Here is a 22,955-nt window from a genome sequence, read left to right as displayed (position 1 = left end):
TGCCCGGGCGGGACCTCTATCCTAACCGAAAAGATCATCCGCTACGCGAAGGCAACTGGCAGACCATTGACGACCTGGATTCGCCGCGCCAAGTGATATTACAACGATAGCAGAGTCCTCTTTGAAGACTCTGCCATTCGATATTTAAATTAAGAGCGTCCAGGCGCGTGAGGCACCTGCACCGTGGGACTTGGGAATCCAAAAGGGTTCCGACATGCCGACTTCGAACCGTCCACCGCCATAGGCTAGCCATGGCGGTTTCGTATCGAATGCGTGTAAGTCCGGCTAGTTTCCACCTACACCAGCACCACCAAATCCGCCACCACCACCGCCGCCGGTTCCCGTTCCTTCATCACCAGTGACAAAGTTGAACGTGGTCACGTCACCGACCTGCGAGAAGAACGGCACAGGCGAGATTCGGACGTACCGACGATCCGCTGAAATGATGGCCAGTCCAGAAAGTCCTGCACCTTCGGGAAGCGAAGTGATTTCGGGTCGGAAACCAACCGCACCACGTCGGAAGCGAGGGTCAAGTCGTGGGTCAACAACGCCAGCTGTTCCGCCGGTTAGACGTTGAACATCAGCGTATAGATCACGCAACACTTGTTCGTTATCGACGGGATCGCCGAATTGCGCCAACACTTGATGACGCATCTCTCGCTGAGCGTTTTGCAGGTGTGCAAGTTGAGCGTTGCCGATCTCGTCTTTTCGCTTGCCGTCTTTGACCTCAAAGATGACCAAAGCATCTTTTTCCGTCAGTGGCAATTCTCTGCTGACAAACTTTTGGCTCGGACGTCCGACATCGGTCAGTACTTCGACGTTCACGCGACCCGTCGTCACGTTGCCCCAAACTCGGCGTACTAGCAATCGGTACTGACCACTGAATCCTTGAGGGCAAAGATAGGTTTCCGAAACGGTTCCGTCTTTATCGTTGGTGCTACCGGGGTAAGCATCGCCAAGCAAGGTTCCACCGCCGGCAGATGTGCTGTTTTCGAGCGAACACACAGTCCCGGAAGGTTCTTCCACTGCGACGTCGATGTCAGCGTCACCTGTCCATGAGACTCGCACGATGACGTCGTGCGACGCTGCGAGTTTAAGCGACTCGTTGAAGGCATTAGCTTGTTCTGTCTTGCCCTCTTCGACGAGTTCAGCATAGACCGCTCGTGCAACTAAGCGAGCCTCTTCGACGACCGACGAAAAGTTGTCGGTCCACGCTTGTGAAAGAATGCCTTCGCACGCCCACATGAGTCCTTCGGGTTGGTCAATTTCTTGCGCCAAGCGAAGTCCCATCACATAAGGCTCGCGACGATAAGGTTCCATTTGAGCAACTGTTCGGCAAAGATTCAGTGCCGCCTCGTAGGATCCAATGTCTTCCAAACGTGCTGCGACATGCAAAACGTCTTCCGGTGTCTCGGCGAAGTCGATTGCCGAAAGCAAAGCGCGTTCGACTTCTTCGGTAGGGGCACCAATCGCTTTCAGCGTGATTGCGAGTGCTTGGTACATCCAAGGCTGAACGTGACCGGCTCGCATCGCCGCCGAAATGGCGTCGTTAGATTTCTTGAAGTTCTCGACGGCTTGGTCGAGGTCGCCCGCCGCTTGAGCCTTCTCGGCTCGGGCTGACCACACACGAACTGTCGATCGAATACGAGCATCAAGAACCGTCAATTGTTCCGCCGTTTCAATTTCGTTCTCGGCAAAGAAGGCATCCCAAGCATCGTCCACGGTCTGACCTTCCGAAGGCTCGATCAGGATCGGTTTGACGTTGACGGCAGCCTTGGTGAATTTCTTTGCTTCTGGGGCTGCTTCCTTCGAAGCTGGCTCGGAAGTCTTCTTGTCGGCAATGGTTGCATCATCAGGGACAGCAAACATGCCGCCACCTCCGCCGCCGCCCATGCCGCCGCCTCCCATGCCGCCGCCCATGCCGCCGCCACCGCCGCCCATGCCACCGCCCATACCGCCACCCATGCCGCCGCCACCGCCGCCCATGCCACCGCCGAGTTGGACGATAGGAACAACGAGGTCACCGACTGGATAAACCTTTTGGACGGGATCAGCTTCAGCTTGTTCTTGGGTGGTGACTTGCATGACTTCATCTTTGATCATGTAGGTCAATTCAAGGTCACGCAGCAACAAACGTAGGAACGATCGAAGCGAAACGTTTGAGAGTGACAATGTCACCGTGTCTTCCGCCGTGATTCCAATGTCATCAAGAGCTCGGTTGTCGATCACGATAGGAATACCATGAGTCTCACTCAGAGCTTGAATCGCATCTGAAAGGGGCAGCTCAACGAAGTTTTGCGTTGTCTCTTCGTTCAATGCGGCTGCGATTCGCTTCTCGGCACCGCTGTCACCAATCAGTTCGATCGAACCATATCGTTCCAATCGGCGACGGCTCATCCGCTTCCAAACTTCCGCTTCCGGGAACATGACTGGTGGTTCATCAACAAACGGGATGAACGCCTTCAACACGTTTGAGAATACATCGACAAAGTTTCGTTCGCGAATTCGCAGGTAACGACGGTCACGAGCGTAGGTTTGCAGAGCCAAAGGCGTGTAGTCGAAGTGCCGGCCTTCAACGGAATCGTTGGTGATCGTGACTCCGGCGAGTTCCGCAAACGGAAGAGCAACTTCAGCGTCCGCTTCTTCGTAGCGTTCCTCGTCCACCAGGGCGTTCAATTGTTGTGACAATGTCTTTAGCGTCGCTTCACGACGGAATGTTTCTTCTAGCAATCGAGCCGATGCGTTTGCACCTTGAGCAACCTGTTCAAGGTTGCGAAGTCGCTCGCTGTATTCCGCCTCGCGTCGGCTCGCGGTTTGAATGGCCGAGCGAACGGTCGAGGCAAGCTCTTGACGCAGTTGAGGGTCGATATCGGGAGCCGTTTCCACGTTGGCTAGCAAGCTCTTAAGCGAACCTGCGACACCCGTCGGATCTTCACGCATGGCTCTCTCGGCCGCGCGAATCGAAGCTCGAACTTCTGCTCGAAGACGACCTTCGGCTGCGGTGCGCTCACCACGAACACGGTCAAGCAAGTCGCCGGCTTCTTCCACCAGATCGTCATCGCTGACCGCAGGAGCAAAATTGTTGAACGCTTGGGGAGCCGCTGCAGGCGGCGCGGCCATCGGAGCAGGTTCTGCTGGGAAGACGGGGTTGCGTTCAATGGTTCCTTCTAAGGGAGCCGCCTCGACTGGAGGTGCAGCTTCGTCTAGATCCATTGGATCATCGAAGCCGGCGTCACCGCCGAACACAGGATCCGCAGCACCGCCGCCATCATCGAAGATGCCGTCAAATTCGTCATCGTTTTGCATCACCAATCGCTTGGCCGATGCATCTTCAAGAATTTGGGCCTGGGGGCTGGTGGGGTCGGCTTGCAATGCCATTTCGGCGATCGCTTTGGCGCCTCGTTTATTTCCTTGCTTCAGTGCCATCTGGCCTGCTTTGACCAACTCTTCAGCGCGGGCGGCCATCATGCGAGCCGTTTCTCGCAGCAACCCCGAGTTTGCCGATGGCAACATCAAGCCTGAGTTCGCTTCGGCTTGAGAAACCAAACCGACCAGGAATGCAAAGTCAGGATGGCTTTCTTCCAGCGATGCGTTGGCTGTGATTCGTACCGTCGATGTAGAGGTTTCGCCGACAAGAGTGATCGTCGCGTTGTCGTCGAGGCCCTGGGCAACTTGATTGTCGACTTGACCGACAAAGATTGAGTCTCGGTCGAGTCGCAACGGTGGAAGCTGGTTCTCCTGAACCATTTTCATTCCGGGCAACAAGGTTGTTTCGGTCAACCAGATGGGTGACATGGTTGCAGACTTGGCAACTTGGCTAGCCATCGCTGCCACGCCAGTTGCTTCTTCGCTAGTCGCGACTCCGATGGTGCCACCGGTCTGGTTAGCGAGAATCGCCATCAGTTCAATATTGGTGGTGGGACCGATCGCGATGCTGTGGACGCTAATTCGATCGGCTCGCAACGCTTTCACCAACGCTCCAAAACGAATCTCATTGCCGACTGCTTCAATCGACTGGCCATCGCCGATGTAGATCACTGAACGAGTGTGCGATTGAGGTTGAGCCACAAGTGCACCGCGAACAGTGTCGATCACTTGGATCATGTTCGTGTTGCCTAACGGCAAACGGCGAGCAAATTTTCGGAATGCTTCGTCCGTGTCGTTGGCAGCGGTGAACTCTCCGCTGAGGTCGACGGCGCGAACATCGGCGGCATAGACGCGAACTTTGACATCCTTTCCAAACTTGCTCAAAGCGGTTCGCAAAGCACGTTGGGTGTCTGTGCGATAGGCGCCGGACTGGCTTGCCGACGTATCGACAACGATCACCACGTCCGCCGGGGCATCGCTTACCGCCGCCATCAGCTCGTCAGCCGCAGACGGCTGAATCGACGCCGCGAAGAAACGCTCGCCCGGCCGATCCTGCGAAGACTCGGCTTCGTAGGTGGCAATGCGTACATTGGCACCCTGGTCGGCCAGAGCAGGGGTGATCATTGAGACCAAAACAACTGAGGCGCAGCAGGCCCAGTTTGAGAAGGTTCGTGCGACGTGTCGCAATCCCATAGGAAAAATCTCCGCGTAATCGTTGCGTCGTAATCGTTGAGCCACTGGAACAGGCTTGGCTTCGAAAAGCCGCCACAGTCGCAATTGGGGTCCGAATTGGATGGTGAAAAGTAGTTCGAGTCTATTCTCGAGCTACCACTTTCGCCATGGAAAAACCGGCATTTCCAACCTTGCCGTTTCGTCGGCGGCGTTAGAAAGATCCGTTCATCCAGGTTGTAGGTGTTGCAAAGTGCAACAACCAGAGCAATCTGCGTCGTTTGCGTGAAGCAAAGTCGACCTGCTCGGGCGTATCCTGACAAAAAGCGACTCTCGTGCCAAAGACCAAAATGCCGGAATTTGGTGGCCTTCATCGTCCCGTCGCGTCAGTGAGGTGACGCACCTCGCGCCGGCTGAACAGGCACCGCACGCACGAATTCATCTTGGGCTAGCGACAGATTTATCAGTAGACTCCCAAAGCTGGCTACTCCGCCGCAATCAGCAACGGCCCTATCAACCTTGGGGTTCGTGTTTATTGTCGCAACAAGGATGGATTTGTGACCACTGACGAATATCTTCTCGAACACGCTGATCGCTCTCAGAAATACCATACCCAAAAACGGCGAACTGGGCGTGCTCGCCGGCGCGGCTTCTACACGCTCATTGCACTCGGTGCCGTTGCCCTCTTTGTGCTCGCCGGACCTAGTCTGGTAAGCCATTCTTCGATTGGTCGATCGTTGGTGACCAGCCAAATGGCGAAGTACGGGTTAGAATCCCAAGTTGACGATCTGCGGATTGGTTGGGTTACCCCGATTCGTGTCACAGGGCTCAACGTACGAGGCAAATCGGGATCTACCGAACTTAAAGTCGATCGCATCGACGTCGACATGACGCTGATGGACTTGATTCGAGGGAGTGAGTCGTTTGGCCAGGTCACTCTTCGCGACGTGAACCTGTTGTGCGGCGTCGCCAACGACAGTTGTTCGCTCGAAGATGACCTCGCGGAAATACTCGACGCGTTCGCCAGTGACTCGAGCGAACCTTCAGTTGCCAGTGGGCATATCAAACTCCTCGACATTACCGCCAAAGTCACCGATGTGGTATCCAATGCATCGTGGACTATCTCCCAATCAAACGCTGAGATTGAACTGAACGGGGCTCAAACCCTAGCTTCATTCTCAGGCGTGTTGACCGAACCCAGAGGCGGTACGGGGTCGTTACAGGGCAAGATCGAACTGCAGCAAAGTTCGACCGCCGAGACGATCGCGCCAGCCAACGCTTGGCGGATCAGCCTGAAGTCCGAGTCTCTGCCGTTATCGGTGGTCTCGGTTGTTCGGCGTCGTTTTTCGGAATCGATGCAAGCGGCACCTGAGATCTTCAATGGCGATGCCACGGGCGAGATCGTTTTGGCCAGTGGCGCCAATGACGCGATCGAGGCGTCCGTGGAAAATCTAAATCTTCGCAATCTGTCGGCGCTCAATATCGATCCGAGCACGGGGCAGCCTGTGTTGTTGTGGCGAAACTCGTTGGCGATGATTGATGGCGAGATGATCGTATTGCCACACCAGGTTATCGGCAGACGACTTAATGCCTCGACCGACTTCGCCAGCGCAACGGTCAACGGCGTGTTCTCGCGAGATTTTTCCTGGGTCGGCACTTCCGACAATCCGCTTCGGTGGCTCGAAGGAATCGATGGGATTGCCACGGCAGAGGTCGATCTGCCCAAGCTGCAAGAATCACTACCTGGCATTCTGCCCATTCGTACCGATGCTCAGCTAGTGCGAGGGAAGGCGATGGGACGAGTGGAATCGTTTCCTCCCCAACAAGCAGGCGATGCAAGGTTAAGCGAATTCGTAATCAGCAGTAGTGACATCGAAGCCCGATCACGCGGCAATGCCGTGAAGGTCGAATCCATTGAACTCATCGCAACTGTGGCAAGCCGCAACGGTTTGGTCCGAGCTGATAAGTTTGAATGGAAAAGTGGATTTGGAAAAGCTATCGGCCAGGGTGACTTGCAGTCCGGTGCCGCCGACGTAGAAATTGACTTCGGTCGTCTGGTCGCCATGCTTCGTCCGATCATTGATATGTCCGATGCATCGATTGCAGGTGTCGCAAGCGGAAACATCCGATGGAACGCCGCGGCAAATAACGTTTGGCGATTGGTGGGTGACGGTGGCGCGAAGGATTTGGTGGTTACATTGCCCAGCGGGCAACAGATTCAACAAGATGCCTTCCAGTGTGAAGTGGAAGCTGTGGGAACCTGGGGCGGTCAATCGCTGCAACAACTTTCCCAAGCGAAGGTCGCGTTGGTCAGTCGAGATTTGACGTTGCTTGCTGAATTGGAAAACCCTGTTGACCAGCCAAGCCTTGAAAACCCTATACCCGTCACTCTTAGCGGCCTTGGTCAACTCGCTTCGCTGCAAGCGTTGTTGTTGCCTTGGATGCCAGCGGAGGTTCACGATGTCAGTGGGAAGTTTGACGTGGTGGCGCACGCAATGGTCGCTTCATCGGTGTCACGGCTAACGTTGGCGGAACTAAAACTTGATCAAGCGAGCATCGGATACAGCGATCGCATCTATTCGCAGCCGTCGGTGACGGCCACCTTTGCTGGTGACCTACAGCTACCGTCGGGCGACTTTCACGCCGAGCGAGTTGTCGTTTCCGGCGATGCGGTATCCGCCGCCATTCGTGGCGACATGCAAGGCGACACTTGCGATCTAGAAATTCACTGGCGTGCCATGCTGGAACGATTGCAAGGAAGCGTAGACCAAAAGTACGCAGCCGCATCGCAGCGGAAAACCGCTACTCGGGCGGTTCCGGTGGGGTATCAACCCGAACGTTCCAATGCCACTGCATCGTCCACTCGTTATGTCGTTCGCGGTGAATGCGAGGGCGAGTTGAAAGTGTCACGAGATCAGGATTGGTTTGTGTTTGATCATCAAACCAATGCGAAACTTTGCTCGGTGAGCCAGCAAGACATCACGGCGAATGCATCAAGTGGACGCAGTGCGATGACCTTGCTTTGGGAAGAACCCAATGTGCAATTATCGGGTGTCACCAAAGTAAACATAAACGCTGGCCAAGTTGTTTCGTCACCAACAAAGCTTGCAACGGATTGGTTTGCGACAACCTTGACGGGGGATGGATTGTGGACGGACAAATTGGACAACGTCAAGCTCGACGGTCCCGTGCGAATGAAGGTCGACGATGTGGCGGCCCGCCTGAGCACATTGGCAGGGATCGAAATTTTGGCCGAAGGCATCCATGAAACCACCATGTCACTTGGCGCGAAGCAAAACGCCGATGGCTCTTTCGTATTCGACGTTCAAACCGAGTTGGGCTGGGAAATGGGCGAGGTCGCCGGTGTCCGGTTTGGGCAAGCCAGAGTACCGGTGCGAGTCAACGAAACAGAGGTCTCGATCACGCCGACCAATATTCCTGTCGGCAAAGGTTATGTCCGCGCATCAGGCACAGTGAACTATGCCGGCGATTCGATGTGGATGAGATTGGATCCTGGCGTGATCGCTGACTCGATTGAGTTGACACCCGAGATGACCGACCGGTGGCTGAAATATCTCGCTCCGCTTGCCGCACAAACCGCAAGTATCAAGGGAACGATATCGGCAGAAGTTGACGAGGCCACGATTAACTTTGACGATGTTGCCAGTAGCCGAGTGATTGGTCGCATGGGCGTGGGAACGGTCGATATGAATGCGGGGCCGCTAGCCCAACAGTTGCTCGGTGGCCTCAATCAACTCGCTTCGATTGCATCTGCGTTTGGCGGAAGCATGAAAACGCAAAACCAGAACTCGACGCTGATTTCAATGCCGCCGCAAACGGTGAATTTCTCTCTTGATGGTGGCGTCGTGACTCATGATCGACTCTTCTTCGACGTCGATCGTGCTCAAGTTGTCACCAGCGGTCGCGTACGCATCAATGACGGTCGGTTGGAAATGCAGGCCATGGTTCCGCTTGACGAGCGATGGTTGGGCAGCAGCTTGAAGGGGCTAGCCGGCCAAACGATCACGCTGCCCATCGCGGGCACGGTCAGTCGGCCGACGCTCGATTCGTCAAGCATCGCCAAAGTTGTCGGTGACCTGGGAGCGAAAAAGCTTCAAGAAACCACCGAGAACTACTTAGAGAAACAACTTGGCAAAGGCCTAGAGAAGTTGTTCGGCCGATAAACCGCACCGCTGAATTGGTAGCGAGCAAGGCTGGTCGCTGGCAACATCTGTAAGTCGCACACATTTTCGTCGCAGCACCACGTTGTTCAATGGCGGCTGCGACGGCGTCTATGTTGCTGTGACAACAACTACATCGTGTATCCGCTCGGAATGATTCCGTTCTTGATCACGATCGGGATTCCGTCTCGCACTTGCAAGTCGTCGTCTTCGCCTTGATGGTCAACCTTTTGCTGGTTGGTAATGCTGACGTTTTCACCAATGCGGCAATTCTTATCCAAGATTGTGCCGATGATGGTCGAGCCCGCTCCGATGCCGATGGGGATGGGGCCGCGAGATTCGGATTCGATGTAGTCCGCTCCCATCACGACGCTATCTTCGATGGTGACGTTGTCGCCCACCACGGTTCGTAATCCTAAGACGCTATTCTTGATTTTGACGTTCTCGCCAATCAAACATCCGTCCGCGATCAAGCTGCCTTCGATGGACGCATTGCCCATGATCGTTGGCGGCAAGAAGCGAGGTCTTGAATAGATCGGCGCATCAGCATTACGAATGTCAAAGGGAGGGTTCTTGCCGGCCAACGATAGGTTGGCTTCATAGAATGCTCGAATAGTACCGATGTCTTCCCAGTACCCGTCAAACAGGTGCACGTTCACCTTGTGAGACTTGATCGCCTCGGGAAAAACCTCTTTTCCAAAATCACTGTGCGAATCGTTTCGCAGCAAGTCGACCATCACGTCTTTGTTGAAGATGTAGAGTCCCATGCTTGCTAGGCAGTCGCGTCCGTGACTCGGGATGCCTCTGGCATCGATCCAAGCAGGGTCCATTTGAACGGTAGCAAGTTCTTCGTCGGTTTGAGGCTTTTCGACGAAGCCACGCACGCGACCGTCATTGTCCACTTGCATGATGCCCAGCGAAGACGCCTCGTCTCGCGACACTGGAATCCCAGCGATCGTTGCATCAGCACCCGACTCGATATGGGTCCGCATCATGTCGCGGAAGTCCATTCGGTAAAGCTGGTCACCCGACAGAATCAAAACATGCTCGATCCAATCTTCGGTCAAGTGAACCAAGTTCTTGCGTACCGCGTCGGCGGTACCTTGATACCAGTCGGTCCCCTTGTTGACCGTTTGCTGGGCTGCCAGCAATTCGACGAAGCCACCGTTGAAGTGGTCGAAGGTGTAAGTCTGGCGAAGGTGACGGTGCAGGCTTTCGGAAAGAAACTGGGTCAACACATACGCGCGATTCAAACCGCTGTTGATGCAGTTACTAATCGGGATATCAATCAAACGATATTTGGCCGCCAGCGGTACGGCGGGTTTAGCGCGGATTTTGGTCAGCGGAAATAAGCGAGTTCCCCGGCCTCCACCTAGAATCAACGCGATTGTTCGAGAAAGGTCCATATCGAAATACTGTTATTAAGTGTTGAGTGGAAGAACCAGAAAACAATCGGTTGGGGCGATTGGTGGTTGGTGAGCGAAACCCGCAACGGGAATACTCGTTTTAACACATGCAATGCGGTGTCGTGGAGTACTGTTGGAACGATTTACCAATACTTCTCAAAACGAATCACACCGGGACCGCTCTGATTGTGATCATCGGTAAACCCGGCTTCGATTAAGACTTGAATCATCCCCGGTTGCGTGAGAGGCGGCGCGCCCGGTGGTGCGTAGCCGATCATAGCGGGGTTTCCGCAAAGAAAGACGTGAGTATTCTTCGGGCTCAAATCCACGCCCGCTAGTTCCGCTAACCTTCCCGAGCGAAACAACTCCTGCACGTATTGTTTGCCAACGAATTTCGGATGCGACGTATTGAGGTTCTCGGGATCTCGTGTCGTCAGAGGAAAATAGCTGTACTGAGGGAAGTGTTTCGACAGCGTTTCGTGTTGTCTTAGGTAGGCTAAGTCCTTGCGCTGCCGAACGCTTGTGACGTGGATGATCCGTCCTTGATGATCCTGGGAAAGCAAACTAGCCGCCATCGCGTTATGCGGTGCTTCACCAGTACCCGTGCCGACCATCAACACCGTGTCGTCCGGTCCAATATCGTGTGCGACGTAGTGGCCAACGATTTTCTTGGCGATTTCAATGCGATCGCCGGATTGGAGTCCAAATAAACGAGGTGTTAACGAAGGAGGTTTCTGGTCCAGGTCACCCGCGTGACGAACCAAAGCGACGTAAAATTCGAGGTAGTCAATCGAATTGACCGTCATGACTTGAACCGTCGAGTCCGTCGCCGAATCGACGTCTACCATTGGGCAAGAAATCGAATACGCTCGCCTGGTCAGCTTCTTCCATTTGCTCTCGGGCAGCGGTTCATCTTGGCAGTTGGCGATACGCCGTTCCCAATTCCCAAGTCCCAACGCGACGTACTGTCCTGCTTCAAAGGGTTCGAATCCCTGGTCCGGTCGAATACGGAACACCGCCAAATCGTCATGGATATCACGACGATCAACGATGGTCGCGTTGTAGTACTTTTCCTTGAGCGTTCGGATCTCTGCGGATGAAAGAGTCACGCCTGTACCACCCTCGGTTAACGATCCCAGTGCGTGGTCGTTGGAGTTAGGTGCATTTCCGCTGTTTGACACCGCTGGTTCGATGGCCGACAGTGAGGGCTTATCCGATGGGTCGCTCAAGTGTTTTCCTTCACAAATAGGGGGGCCACAATCGACAGTGATTCAATATACTGGATGACGGTCAGCGCATGGTGGTGTGTTTAGCCCTTGGGGTCACCTCTTCGGGGAAGCACTCGTCAGTGCCATGCCTCAAAGTGTTTTTTCGATCTGTGAATGGCTGTTCGCTGACATTGCCATTCTTCGCCTGCCTTTATGCTGTGTTCCTTATCCATGAGACCTCTCATGTCCATTCGCCAATCGTTCGTATTCATTCCGCTGCTGGTGGTTTGTGGCTTTCTAGCGCTGCCGTTCCCGTCGGCGTGCGCCGAATCGTGGACGGACTTGCGAGGAACTAGAACGATCGAAGCTGAAATGCTTGGTTTATGGGGTGACACGGTCGTACTGAAGCTCAGCAATGGAAAACGAGTTTCGGTAAAGATGTCATCGCTGCGGAGTGAAAGTCGAATTCAAGCCAATCAGCTAAGTAAAGAATTGCAGTCGCGGCGGAGCGATCGGACTTCCGAGCTACGGCAGCAACGCGTTTCCGCTGCGGCCTCTGCACCGAATCCGCTTCCTGTTCCAAGTGAGGCTCCGCCTTATCAAGCTCCCCAAAAAGATGTGACCGTTGATAAGTTTCTTCAGCAGGTCGACGACGCCGTCTCCGATGGACATCTCGTCGCAATCTATGATGCGCTTCCTCCTAGTTACCGCAATGATGTCGATAGCTTGGTGAAACTTGTGGCGTCTAAGTGTGAACAGGCCAACTTTGAAACCTTAGTCTCGACGCTTCAACAATCCGGCGAAGTGATGGAAACACGACAGCGGTGGTTGTTATCAAGTCCACGTATCCAATCTCTGCAACCTTCGACGATTGAGAACCTTGAGGGGTCGATCATGACACTCGCCGGACTTGCCCGAACGGTCCTGAGCGATCCGTCGGTTAGCCTGCAGGAATTGCGCACCGTTCCGTTTGGTGATTGGCTTCGAAAAATGGATCCAAAGATTGCACCGTATCTTTACCAATTGAGCGGGCAATCGACGTTCGCCGGGCGCAACGTCGTCGTGGAATCAAGCACCGGTGATACTGCCAATGTGACGATCACTTCGGACGCGGGTGATACAGCCGATGTCTTCAAGAAGGTCGAAGGGTATTGGGTACCCGAATCGCTTTCCGCGACCTGGGCCGAGGATGTTAAGGCGATGACCACGAAGTACAGCGAAGCTCAAAGCGGAACTGTTTTGACCGAGTACAGCTCGGTTCTTGCACCCTTGGCTCCGCAGCTTGCATCATTGGCCAACGCCAGGAATGCTACCGATTTTCACGCCGAATTGGAGTCAATCATCCAGCCCGTAAGCCTGCTAGTGACCACCTTTGCTGCTTTGGTTGGTAAGGATTTCGCATCCAACGGTCGCGGTAATAACGGGTACGGATCCTACGGCCCGCCAAGTGGCTATGGTGGCCCGCCAAGCGGATATGGCGGACCACCAAGCGGTTACGGCGGACCGCCGGAAGGTTATGGCGGTCCACCGAGCGGTTACGGTGGACCACCGGAAGGGATGAACGGTTACGGCGATACTGCTCAACAAGAAGCCGCCGCCGCAGCAGCAGCCGAAGCGGCAGCAGCCGCTCAAAGTGGACGATAGTCGCATCGCGACAACGAAGTTTTCTTTGGCCATCAACCAACCGTACCGTGTCGCCATCATCGGGGGAGGTCTTTCGGGACTCGCTACCGCGGTGCAATTGCATTTGGCGAATCAATCAAACGAGTCGCCGCTTGCGCTAGTGATCACGGTCTATGAAGCAAGCGATCGCGTCGGGGGCGTGATCCATACCGAACGGATTCAAAGCGATGACGGAAGCGTCAGTTTTCTTGTCGATCATGGCGCGGACATGTTCGCGACGCAGCCTGCTGCTGCCTTAGATTTGTGTCGCAAGCTCGGCGTCGAAGACCAACTGATCGAGCCTTTGCCAACTCGTCGCGGTGCTCGTATCTGCCAACACGGCAAATTGATCCCTATCCCCGACGGTTTTGTTTTGATGCGGGCAACCAAATTGATGCCCATGCTGACAACCGATCTGCTGACGTGGCGGGGCAAGCTTCGTTGGCTAGCGGAAAGGTTCATCCCGTCGTCTCAGCCAGTCGGCGACACCGACGAAAACCTCGACGAATCAGTGGCCTCCTTTGTGCAACGACGAATGGGACGCGAGGTCCTCGATCGAATCGTGGCGCCGTTGTCCGCAGGCATCTACACGGCTGACGTGAATCAATTGAGCATGCGATCGACGATGGGACCGATATACGCGATGGAACGCGAACATGGTTCACTTGCCAAGGCAACACATGTTAAACGCAAACGTGGGGAAGATTCCGAAGAGCGAAACAGCACGGGAGCGAGATATGGACGTTTTCGAGCCTTCGAAGGTGGCATGATCGAGTTGGTTCGGTCGCTTGTGTCAGCACTCCCTACCGACTCAATCAAAGTCAATTCACCAGTCCGGTCGCTAGATCTTGTTCCTGGATCGAATAGATCTGGCAACCAAGTCTTGCTGGGGTTTGATAGTGGCACCCAAGAAACTTTCGACCACGCCGTTATCGCTTTGCCACCTAAAGCGGCGAAGAGATTGTTGCGCACGGTGTCGAATCAATCTTCGTCAACGCCCGCGAATCTGATTGCCAATACCTTGGGACAAATCCCGTCTGCGTCGACCGCGATCGTGGTCATGGGAGTCCGCCGAGCCGATATCGCGAAAGACATCGAAACGTTTGGCTTCGTTGTTCCGCTTTCGGAAGGACGACGCATTTTGGCCGGTTCGTTTGCGAGTCACAAATTCGCAGGGCGGGCGCCCGATGATCATGTGCTCGTTCGTGTTTTCGTGGGTGGTGCGATGCAGTCCGACTTACTTGACTTAGATGACCAGGCAATCATCGAGCTTGTTCGGGAAGAACTTAGCGAGATCATCGGCCTTTCGGGTGACCCGGTGTTCGCCAAGGTTGTCCGCTGGAATGACGCCATGCCACAATACCACGTCGGTCATCATCGATTAGTTAAGAAAGTACGCAAGGCATTGGACGAATTACCGAGCTTAGATTTGACTAGCAACTCACTCGATGGAGTCGGTATTGCTCCGGTGATTCGCCAAGCTGAAGTTGTTGCCTCATCCGTGCTCGAAAGTTTGCAACAACGCTCCAATAAGGTCTCACCGACTCAGGCCTAGTGTCACGGCAACTCTTCCCTAGCGGTGAACTGGTCTTGTTCGGCGAACTGGTCTAGTTCGGTGGGCGGCCAATGATAGGAGTGAAACGCAAAGGCGAATCGTTTAGTGCAAAGCCACCATCGGTTTAGAAGCTAGAACTCAACTAGCATTTCGTCTTCGGCCAAAATCGCCTTGCACTCGATCTGGCGGCGAATCGATGCAATGTCGATGGGGTCGTCGCGGGTTTCGATTGGGTTGATATGGGTAAGCAGCAATTGCTTCGGTTTTGATTTGGCTGCGACCTGCGCTACCCGGCTCGTCCAGCAGTGTCCGGTCCTCAGTGCCCAATGCGATGCCTCGTCACGAAAATAGCATTCGTGCATCAGTAGATCGGCATCTTGGCTCCAGTGGGCATGTTCATCTGACAAGTCGCCGGTTGTATCAGTAGCGTAGACCAATCGCTTTCTTGGTGATTGCCAATCAATCCGATACGCTATCGAGCCGCCTGGGTGCTCTTGATGCCGGAATGTAATTTCAGCGTCGTTGATCGTGAATGACTCTAAGTCGTCGATGGGGTTCCATTCACATTCCAGCGGCATTGGAAAAATCAGCGGATGAAACAGATGGTCTTGGACTGCTTGCAGCTTCGTCGCCTCACCCCAAATGCGAATTTTCTTCACAGAGCTTTCGTGCAAGACATCAAGCAGGAACGTTAGCCCTAAGATGTGATCGAGATGCGCGTGGCTGAGTAATATGTCCAGCGATTCCGTTTCGATATGCTTTCTCAATCGAAACATCCCGCTGCCGCCATCGAGCAAGATACCCGATTTAGGAAGGAAGTAGCACGACGTGTGTCGGGTATCATTGGGGTGATAGCCCACCGTGCCCAGGCAGTGGATTTGCATCGAAAGTCGCTTTCATGTTGGCGATCGTCATGATGGAAATCTAGCTAGACCCTTCGCCACGCATGACCGCTGAACCCCCAGTCTGATCGATTCGGCGGTTCGTCTCAAGAACCGGGGCCCATTGTGGCTTGCCAAGACTCACACAACGAGATATTTTACCGCACTTAACGAGAAGGGATAAAGCGGTCCACAGTCGTTGTCTCCAGCGAGCATGCTGCCATTTTTAGCAAGCTTCGTTTCCGCGAGCATGCTCTGGCATCGTAATTCTTTTCAGATTGCCTGACCAAACGAATAGGCTTCTTGCCGGCTCGAAAAGGTCAAACATCAGCGGATGTGGCGGAATTGGCAGACGCGCTAGATTCAGGTTCTAGTGGCCGCAAGGTCGTGGAGGTTCAAGTCCTCTCATCCGCACTCGTCTTTCACAAGGGTTCAGCGTGTCTAACGTTGAGCCCTTTCTTTTTGGGCTCCCAGAATCCCGACCAAAACGCGGTTAGATGTCAGTTGCTTCGAAAATGTAACTTGGGATTACGGTTTGGGCGTTCTAGAACTCGAGCTATCAACAGCCCTGCCGCACGCCGCTTTTTTGCATGACCTTTGTACGGCGACGATGAAAGAACTAGCCGGTCGCACTGAAACGATGGGTGCGTCCAGTTATCCCAATCGGCAGGTATTCGTGTCATGCATCCGGTCACGGCTTTTCGGCATGGAAGATGCTACTTCGCCAGCTGACCTCGCGTTGTTAGTAGAAACACAACGCTTACAGGAAGTCTTGGTTCCGTAGACGATGATATCTGCGATCCGAAGATACAGTTTGGTGGTCGTAGACATTGGACTACCACGTTCAACAGTTACCCAACTATTTAACCAGAGATGAGTGATGGCGAAGTACAGCGAAGGGACGAGCGTGAAGTGGAAATGGGGAGACGGCTATGGTCACGGGAAAGTGCAGTCATCATTTGAAAAGAAAGTGACGCGAAAAATTGATGGGTCAGAAGTGAGTCGGGAAGGTTCGAATGAAAACCCCGCCTACTATGTGCAGGTCGATGACGGCAACAATGTCTTGAAGCTAGAAAGTGAGCTCGAAAAGGACTCGTGAGAATTTGCGATCCTATCTGATTAGCAGCTTGGTTCGTCTCGTTTGCTGCAAAATGGGGTTTGTAGCTATACCTTTCACAGAGTCTACGGAACGAGTAGCGCGATATCGTCGCAAGGTCACGCGTTTCAAAACAACTCGCCTAGAGATGGCATTGGTTCCGAACCGTTCATCGCTGAACGCTTTTTGTTCAATGCCTATCTGTGGACATCGCCGAGCGAGCAATCTCGAAACCCGGTAGCGGTGAAGCTTCAGAATTACCAAGTCACTGCTACGGTACAAGGTTTGCTTACCTCGTTAGGTGAGCCTTAAGGCTGTGGCCGAGATGCTGTAGTGGCCGAGATGCTGTAATCGTTTGATTCTTACCATCATCCGCACAGTGAATCAGTACGAACAACGACCGTGGTTGGTAGCCATCCCTGTTAAGAAAAGCGGTCCGTCAATTGACGATCAAAACAATAAAACGCGATCGCATGATTTGTCAGATCTTGTGCTATTCAACATCAACAACTGTGGTGTGACGTGCAAGGTTTGTGGAGCTCTTTGGACGCAAGGATTCTGGAAATATGAAATTTGGCGTGTTTGACTTTCTGAAATTTGTGTCACCGTTCGCTTTGACTGCCTGTGTCGTGGTTGGGCACTTAGCGATTGCGACTTCGTACGCCGCAGACCTTTCTAAATCAGCGGATTCGATCGCCGCTATTGAAGACGCAATCGTTTCTCGAACAAACGAGTACCGACAATCGAAGGACTTGGACAAAGTTCAAGTCGATACCCATTTGAAAACGGCAGCCAAACAGTTCGCGGAGTTCATGGCGCGGACCGGCAAATACGGGCACGAGGCCGACGGGTCGACGCCAGCGAAACGAGCCAAGGCCGCGGGATACGACTATTGCGTCGTTCGCGAGAACATTGCATTCCGTAAAAATACGAACGAACCCACTTCCGAAAAGCTCATCGCATTCTTCGTTGACGGATGGATCGACTCGCCGCCGCATCGCAAGAACATACTCGCCGATTATGTAACTGAAACCGGTGTGGGCGTGGCAACGGACGATGGAGTGACTTACTACGGTGTCCAGCTGTTTGGACGGCCCAGATCGGCAGCGTATCAATTGGAACTAACGAACGAATCCGAAGATCCCAAGACACTTGTCTTAAATGCAAACGACCAAAAAGACACGTTAGAGCTTCCGCCACGAACGGTGTTGAAGATTACCCGATGCTTTCCCACCGAGGTTTCACTTCAAGGAAGCGATCATGTTCAACGTGTTGCTTCAGACTTAAAGATGACAATATCCGACGAGGGTTTTTCGAAAACCGAATAAGTACGGCGTACTCGTTTGTCTTTAGATCACGTCCGCTGATGTCGGCAATTGTGGTCCCCGTGGCACTGACTTCACTCTTCACTTCTCAATTAGGAATATCCAGATGTCCCAAGAATGCCTCATCGCTGAATTTTCTGACACCACCTCATTTCATACGGCTTTGGAAGCACTTGAGAAATCGAAATTTACGAAGGACGACATCTCTATTGTCACCAATGCGGACGAGCTTTCCGATTCCGCGATCGGTGATTCAAAGGATCCAAAATCGGCGTCGCCGCCAACTGGGAAAACGACCGGGGCGGCAACGCTTGCCGGAGGAACCGTTGGCGCGATGTTGGGCACCGCCACGATGATGGGGCCGTTGCTAGTAGCCGGCCCGTTGATTGGCATGGCCGCGGGTGCGGCGGGTGGGAGTGTTCTCGCAGCGATTGAAAGTTGGGGCGTTCGTAGTGACGTCGGTGAACAATTTGAACATCGCGTCCGCAGTGGTTCACGTTTGATTTTGCTGACTGGATCGGACGTCGATCTGTCCGAGGGAGAGCAGATCTTAAAGACTTGCGGTCCCAAGGCACTCGAACGATTTCAGCCATCCGCATGAGTAGCTTGAACTAGTCAAGTGGGTTTTCAACGTTCTTGACCAGCGTCCTCGATAGACAATCTTGCGATGATGTTTTCGGCGGCACTCGGTTTGCAACATGCTGAACTATCAAACTTTGTTCCGCTTAAGCCAACCTAGTCCTATGAAAATGTCAACTCCGCTCTATGCCGTCCTGTTCGCCGCTCTGGCAATTTTACCTGCAATAGCAGAAGAGCCTGATGGCTCAATTCCGAAGGAGCCTGCCTCGCAGATTAGTGATTGGGCATTAGCTGGCGTGATATGGAGTGACGCTAGCTTGACTCGGAAATTGGCTAATCGAGCCGCAAGAGAATCTGAGTCGCCGCAACAGTCCGCTCAATACGAGGAGCTCTCTCGGCGGTCGGCAAAGATCGTCGACGCAATGGAAGCGTTTGGCTGGAAACAAATCAATCGGTCATCCAATCTGAACGGTGAGCGTTCAGAGGCAGCACCTGGATCAAATAATCGAATCTCAGCTAAACCTTCACGTCAGGCGAACGCTGACACCAGTCTTAATCGCGCGGGCAGTTCACGTGACGCGGCGACCCTCGATTCAAGGATCAAGCGCTTTGACACTGAAACGCCAGCCGATACCGACCACCCTGGAATTGACGATGAGCGGACTCGACGACGTACGGAGATGGATTTGGACAACTATCGAGTCGACGACTTTGTTGACGAGACAGACGCTGAATCTCGAAATCGTGCGGACGCGATTGAAGACGGTGTTGAAAAGGCGATTGCCGCGGCCGCTGGGCGTCGTGGTATGGGACGGGGAGCAGTGGGGCGCATCACTGAACGAGAAGCCCAAACTCAGTCGGCGACCATGGCATACTCCAATGGCTCCATCTATGACGCCGATGATTATGAATCGGATTTAGACTACGGCATCGGCAATGGGCAAACTGAGCCATCCATTGACTCGGAAACTGCGAACGCCGATGACCGAGATGACGACATCGATCGAAATAACCCAGATCCGACGGTCGACGGCGAGGATGAGATGATCGCAGCGATGAACCGAGAGCAAAGTGGCAACCGAACAAACACGACGCGAGATCGCAACATCCGAAGTCGCAATAATCTTGATCAATACACGTCGGAACGATCTAAGCACGTTCAGGACTCACGCTGGGTTCAATTCCATTTGGACGCCAATCAATCGGTCTGGCAAGATTTGACTAACCGCGACAATTTGGTCTTGCAAACGCGGATGGCACTCTTGAAGTTGCAGGCAAACATGAGAGCCGCGAGCGAAGCTACGGACAACGAGCAATTGCGAGAAAGCCTCGGTCAGTTCTAGCAACCGCACGCTTAAAGATTTAAAATGATGAGTGCGTACGCTTCTACCTTTTGTCGACGGCGCACCATCTACTCGGCTATCTGTCCTTAACCAAGTGCTTCTCGCACTTGATCTAGCAGTCCATTGTCGCGATCTTCGCTACCGGGCAGCAAATACGCAGCACGTGCGAGGTAGGCGTTTCGGAATTGAGGCGAGACGGCATAAAAGTCCTCTAACGCAGCCGAGCTAAATTTATAATCATGCGAGTCATTGCCTTTCAGAAACACTAAGCGGCGAGCAGCGTCCATGATCGATTCCGGTTGACTGCCAGCGTCCAGGGATTCTTGAATTTGCTTGGACGCCTGTTTTCGATTGTTCGATACGGACTTAAATATCTCTTCGACGCTAGAAACGCCATCGTGGGAATCTGACACTGAAGTAATCGTAATGGGCTCGGTTGAAACCGCTCCTCTTGCTTTCATCGACTCACGAAAATGGGGAATGAAGGCAGCGTTTTGCAAAAGCACCTCAAGACGTGTTCGGTCCTGATAGGCGGTTCGGTAGGCGTATTGCAATGCGTTGGTGGTCGTTGCCGAATGAAGGGACACAATGCCAGGTTGCTGACCAAGCATTTCACCGCTAGATAAAAACAACGCATCACTGACCGATTGAGGGGCAATCCCTTGGCGAAGCAAAGTCGCAGTAGCCTCGACCGCTTCGCTGGGCGTAGCCGTTCGCAACGTGTCGAGTAGCGAAAGCGTTGCCTCGGGATCGACGTTGCCATGTTCCCAACTGCTGTCGAGCAGGCCGAGATTCTCTTGCGTCACTCGCCAAGCCTTGTCGGGGGCAAGGTCGCTTTCAGACGGATTCGGTTCGCCAGTATGGTTGAGTAACGCATATGTCAGCGAACGCAACACCGGTTCGGCATAGCGCCAACCAATGCACTGAAGCGTTCGATACGAATTTGCCACGTAAATAGCTTTATGCCCGATGCTTCGATAATCGCGACACCCATAATGTGCCAGCGCATCAAAGACTTCACCGGTGCTCGAGGAACGACACATCGCAACAACTGCCGCATCGGCCGCTTCGACGTCCCACGCGTCCATCGCTCGACGAAAAGCTTTTTGAGCGAGGTGGGACGGTGGCAATCGGGATTCGTCCACAGCGGACATTGTCCAATCGTTTTCGCGTGTGTCTCGTTCCTGGGATGACTTGAAGTAATCCAGCGCCCAAAATATTGGCAACCAACGATCGTTGTCCGGTGCTGCCAAGCTGGCCAGATGCGCGGAATTCACTACTAATACTGCGTGGAACTTGAATCCAACGCTCGGACGGGGCTCAACATTTCGTACGCCCGCCAATAACAAAGCTGCCAATACTTCGCGGTAGCTCGTGCCCGATCGAATCTTATCCGCGAAAGTCCTAATGACCTTTTCTCGCGGCGTCTCTTCTAACAATCGGACCAACGGCTCGATGTCCGGAGTGAATTGAACCGCATCGGGCGGCAACTGCGTTTCTGCAGCCGACACGGTAGGCAGGTGTGCGAGGAATCGAAACTCACTCAATGACAACGTGATTGCCGTCGCGCCTGCGGTCCTAAAGAAGGTCCGTCGCGGTTGAGTATTCTTATGGTGACCCATGATATATCTCCTCTAACTTGTGTTCCCCTTATTGTACAAGTTCGTTGCGTGTTCAGGAGCGAACAATCTCAAGCAAACGTTTGGTGCACCCAATGCCATCACCAACGTTGCGACCAGAATCGTAGATTTACTATCGAAACTTGATCCTGCTACCTAGTTCAACTGCTGCAGCGCCCCGTAACCACTCCTGCCGTCCCAAGCAACGACTAAGCTCGGTTGGGTCAGTAGTTTTACACCGACGGGCGATCAGCGTGACGCATACATCGCAGTTGCGTAGCAATGTCGGGTCGGTGATCGGGTGAAAATAAGAACATCGTCAGACTTCTTCGTCCACAAAGATCACATGGCGAAAGTAGTGTTGGGACTCGAAGCTGGCCCCGAGTGCACCTATGAGCAATCCAATAGAAGCGATAAATAAACTCATCTTAATCTTTAGCAACACACCTACGTCCTGCGGCGACAGGTCTGACGATGCCGCCCACGAAACGATTAAGTTGGCCCCGAACAATGAGCCGCTGACCGTTATCCCGATCAAGCACAGGCACGTCCATGTGACGAGCATTCCCACAACGACAATCCCGATCGCCGATGCTGCGGTGACAACCGATTGCTCGGTGGTTCGATTGCCATGCCGAACTAACAATTGTTGGCGAACGATGACGTATCCGGTCGTCAGCAACCAAGCCGTGACGGAAAGCAGGGCAAGACAAGTCCAGCTTTCCGATAACGCCAAATCCCATGCTTCAGCGGTCATTAGCAACACGGCTACTGTCGATACTGACGCTAGTGTTAAGCCACTCAATCGGCGAGGAAACTGCCAAGGTCGTGCCGCAACAATCGCTTCAAAGATTTCTCGATGATTGATCCACGCGGCACGTAGCGCAAAGGCTGTTTTGCTAAGCCGGTGTCCGCTGGATTCTTCGAGTCTTTGGTCCGCGACTTCGATGAATGAAAGTTGTTGCTGTAGTATCTGGACTTCGGTAAGCGATTCCATTGCGTCGAGACCTTTGGCATCAGCAGGACGCGACATTAAGTTTGTTGGATCGTCGCTAACGCCAAGTCCAGACAAATGCGAGAGCGAGTGAAGCATCAAACGGCTGAGCCTATGGGCCACTCGTTGAACTCGCGACGTCGCGTCTGCCGTTTCTCCCACCGCAACGGGATCAATTAACGAGAAAGACAGCACGGCGGCATCAAGCGGTCGGCTTAATGCCGCAAAACAATGAGCCGAATAATAGCGGTCGAGGTCAGCGTCGGTTAGCACGAACGAATAGTCCCAATGCCGGAAATCGCGTTCCTCAACGGCTCGCTGCAAAAGGACGCTCGGCTGTACCACCTTCGCGTCAACCAATTCTGGGCGTCGGACAATAAAGAGATCAAATTCGAAGTCCGGAAAGTGATCCTGAAGAAAGCTTAAAGTACTCTTCACCGCGAGACTGGTTGCTTGTTCGTCGATTTCATCTAGCAAACCGGCAACAATGATTCCGATTTCGATGAGCGGTTTGGATAAGATCATGCTCAATTGTAACAGCCCTCGTTTTGATCGTTCGTCGAGCAAAAG

The 22,955-nt window shown here is 53.6% G+C and carries 13 protein-coding genes and 1 tRNA gene; 8 read left to right on the top strand and 6 right to left on the bottom strand.

All coding sequences use genetic code 11. From position 1 onward, the window contains the following. Nucleotides 1-285 precede the first annotated feature (285 nt). The gene (locus Pla22_RS21515) at nt 286-4,491 is read right to left on the bottom strand and encodes a VWA domain-containing protein (protein ID WP_242632236.1); all 4,206 of its coding nucleotides are present in this window, start codon (nt 4,489-4,491) and stop codon (nt 286-288) included. A gap of 602 nt (nt 4,492-5,093) precedes the next feature. On the opposite strand from Pla22_RS21515, the gene Pla22_RS21510 reads away from it, so the two are divergent. Then, a complete protein-coding gene (locus Pla22_RS21510) occupies nt 5,094-8,720 on the top strand; it encodes an AsmA family protein (RefSeq protein ID WP_146516862.1) in 3,627 nt (1,208 codons plus the stop codon). 128 nt (nt 8,721-8,848) lie between these two features. On the opposite strand, the gene Pla22_RS21505 is transcribed toward Pla22_RS21510, so the two are convergent. Next, nucleotides 8,849-10,123, bottom strand: coding sequence for a glucose-1-phosphate adenylyltransferase (locus Pla22_RS21505; protein WP_146516861.1), 1,275 nt, complete (start codon nt 10,121-10,123; stop codon nt 8,849-8,851). A 143-nt stretch (nt 10,124-10,266) separates the two neighbouring features. Then, on the bottom strand, nt 10,267-11,352 hold the full coding sequence (locus tag Pla22_RS21500; protein ID WP_242632235.1) for a ferredoxin--NADP reductase: 1,086 nt from the start codon (nt 11,350-11,352) through the stop codon (nt 10,267-10,269). Between the two features lie 222 nt (nt 11,353-11,574). On the opposite strand from Pla22_RS21500, the gene Pla22_RS25585 reads away from it, so the two are divergent. Both Pla22_RS25585 and hemG read left to right on the top strand, forming a co-directional pair. After that, the gene (locus tag Pla22_RS25585) at nt 11,575-12,975 is read left to right on the top strand and encodes a hypothetical protein (RefSeq protein WP_207310447.1); all 1,401 of its coding nucleotides are present in this window, start codon (nt 11,575-11,577) and stop codon (nt 12,973-12,975) included. A gap of 25 nt (nt 12,976-13,000) precedes the next feature. Next, the gene (gene hemG / locus Pla22_RS21490) at nt 13,001-14,548 is read left to right on the top strand and encodes a protoporphyrinogen oxidase (RefSeq protein WP_315854248.1); all 1,548 of its coding nucleotides are present in this window, start codon (nt 13,001-13,003) and stop codon (nt 14,546-14,548) included. Nucleotides 14,549-14,679: 131 nt separating this feature from the next. On the opposite strand, the gene Pla22_RS21485 is transcribed toward hemG, so the two are convergent. Beyond that, entirely contained in the window at nt 14,680-15,432 is a 753-nt protein-coding gene (locus Pla22_RS21485) for an MBL fold metallo-hydrolase (RefSeq protein ID WP_146516860.1), read from the bottom strand. Nucleotides 15,433-15,759: 327 nt separating this feature from the next. Here Pla22_RS21485 and Pla22_RS21480 point away from each other — a divergent pair. From Pla22_RS21480 to Pla22_RS21460, 5 genes are all read left to right on the top strand, one after another. Next, nucleotides 15,760-15,843, top strand: a tRNA-Leu gene (locus tag Pla22_RS21480). A gap of 466 nt (nt 15,844-16,309) precedes the next feature. Continuing rightward, entirely contained in the window at nt 16,310-16,528 is a 219-nt protein-coding gene (locus tag Pla22_RS21475; protein ID WP_146516859.1) for a hypervirulence associated TUDOR domain-containing protein, read from the top strand. A 563-nt stretch (nt 16,529-17,091) separates the two neighbouring features. After that, complete coding sequence (locus tag Pla22_RS21470; RefSeq protein ID WP_146516858.1) at nt 17,092-17,853, top strand: CAP domain-containing protein; 762 nt, start codon at nt 17,092-17,094, stop codon at nt 17,851-17,853. A gap of 103 nt (nt 17,854-17,956) precedes the next feature. Then, nucleotides 17,957-18,451: a DUF1269 domain-containing protein gene (locus tag Pla22_RS21465; RefSeq protein ID WP_146516857.1), complete on the top strand. Its 495-nt coding sequence runs from the start codon at nt 17,957-17,959 to the stop codon at nt 18,449-18,451. A 142-nt stretch (nt 18,452-18,593) separates the two neighbouring features. Continuing rightward, nucleotides 18,594-19,772 (top strand): hypothetical protein, encoded by a 1,179-nt coding sequence (locus Pla22_RS21460; RefSeq protein ID WP_146516856.1) that lies wholly within the window; start codon nt 18,594-18,596, stop codon nt 19,770-19,772. An 86-nt stretch (nt 19,773-19,858) separates the two neighbouring features. Here the strand turns inward: Pla22_RS21460 and Pla22_RS21455 are convergent, their stop codons facing one another. Further along, nucleotides 19,859-21,394 (bottom strand): hypothetical protein, encoded by a 1,536-nt coding sequence (locus Pla22_RS21455; RefSeq protein ID WP_146516855.1) that lies wholly within the window; start codon nt 21,392-21,394, stop codon nt 19,859-19,861. 316 nt (nt 21,395-21,710) lie between these two features. Continuing rightward, nucleotides 21,711-22,910, bottom strand: coding sequence for a hypothetical protein (locus Pla22_RS21450; protein ID WP_146516854.1), 1,200 nt, complete (start codon nt 22,908-22,910; stop codon nt 21,711-21,713). Between the last annotated feature and the right edge of the window lie 45 nt (nt 22,911-22,955).

The organism is Rubripirellula amarantea, assembly GCF_007859865.1.
GTDB classification, from domain to species: Bacteria; Planctomycetota; Planctomycetia; order Pirellulales; family Pirellulaceae; genus Rubripirellula; species Rubripirellula amarantea.
Note: the sequence above shows the minus strand (reverse complement) of the source record. Positions and strands in the feature narration are given on the sequence as shown.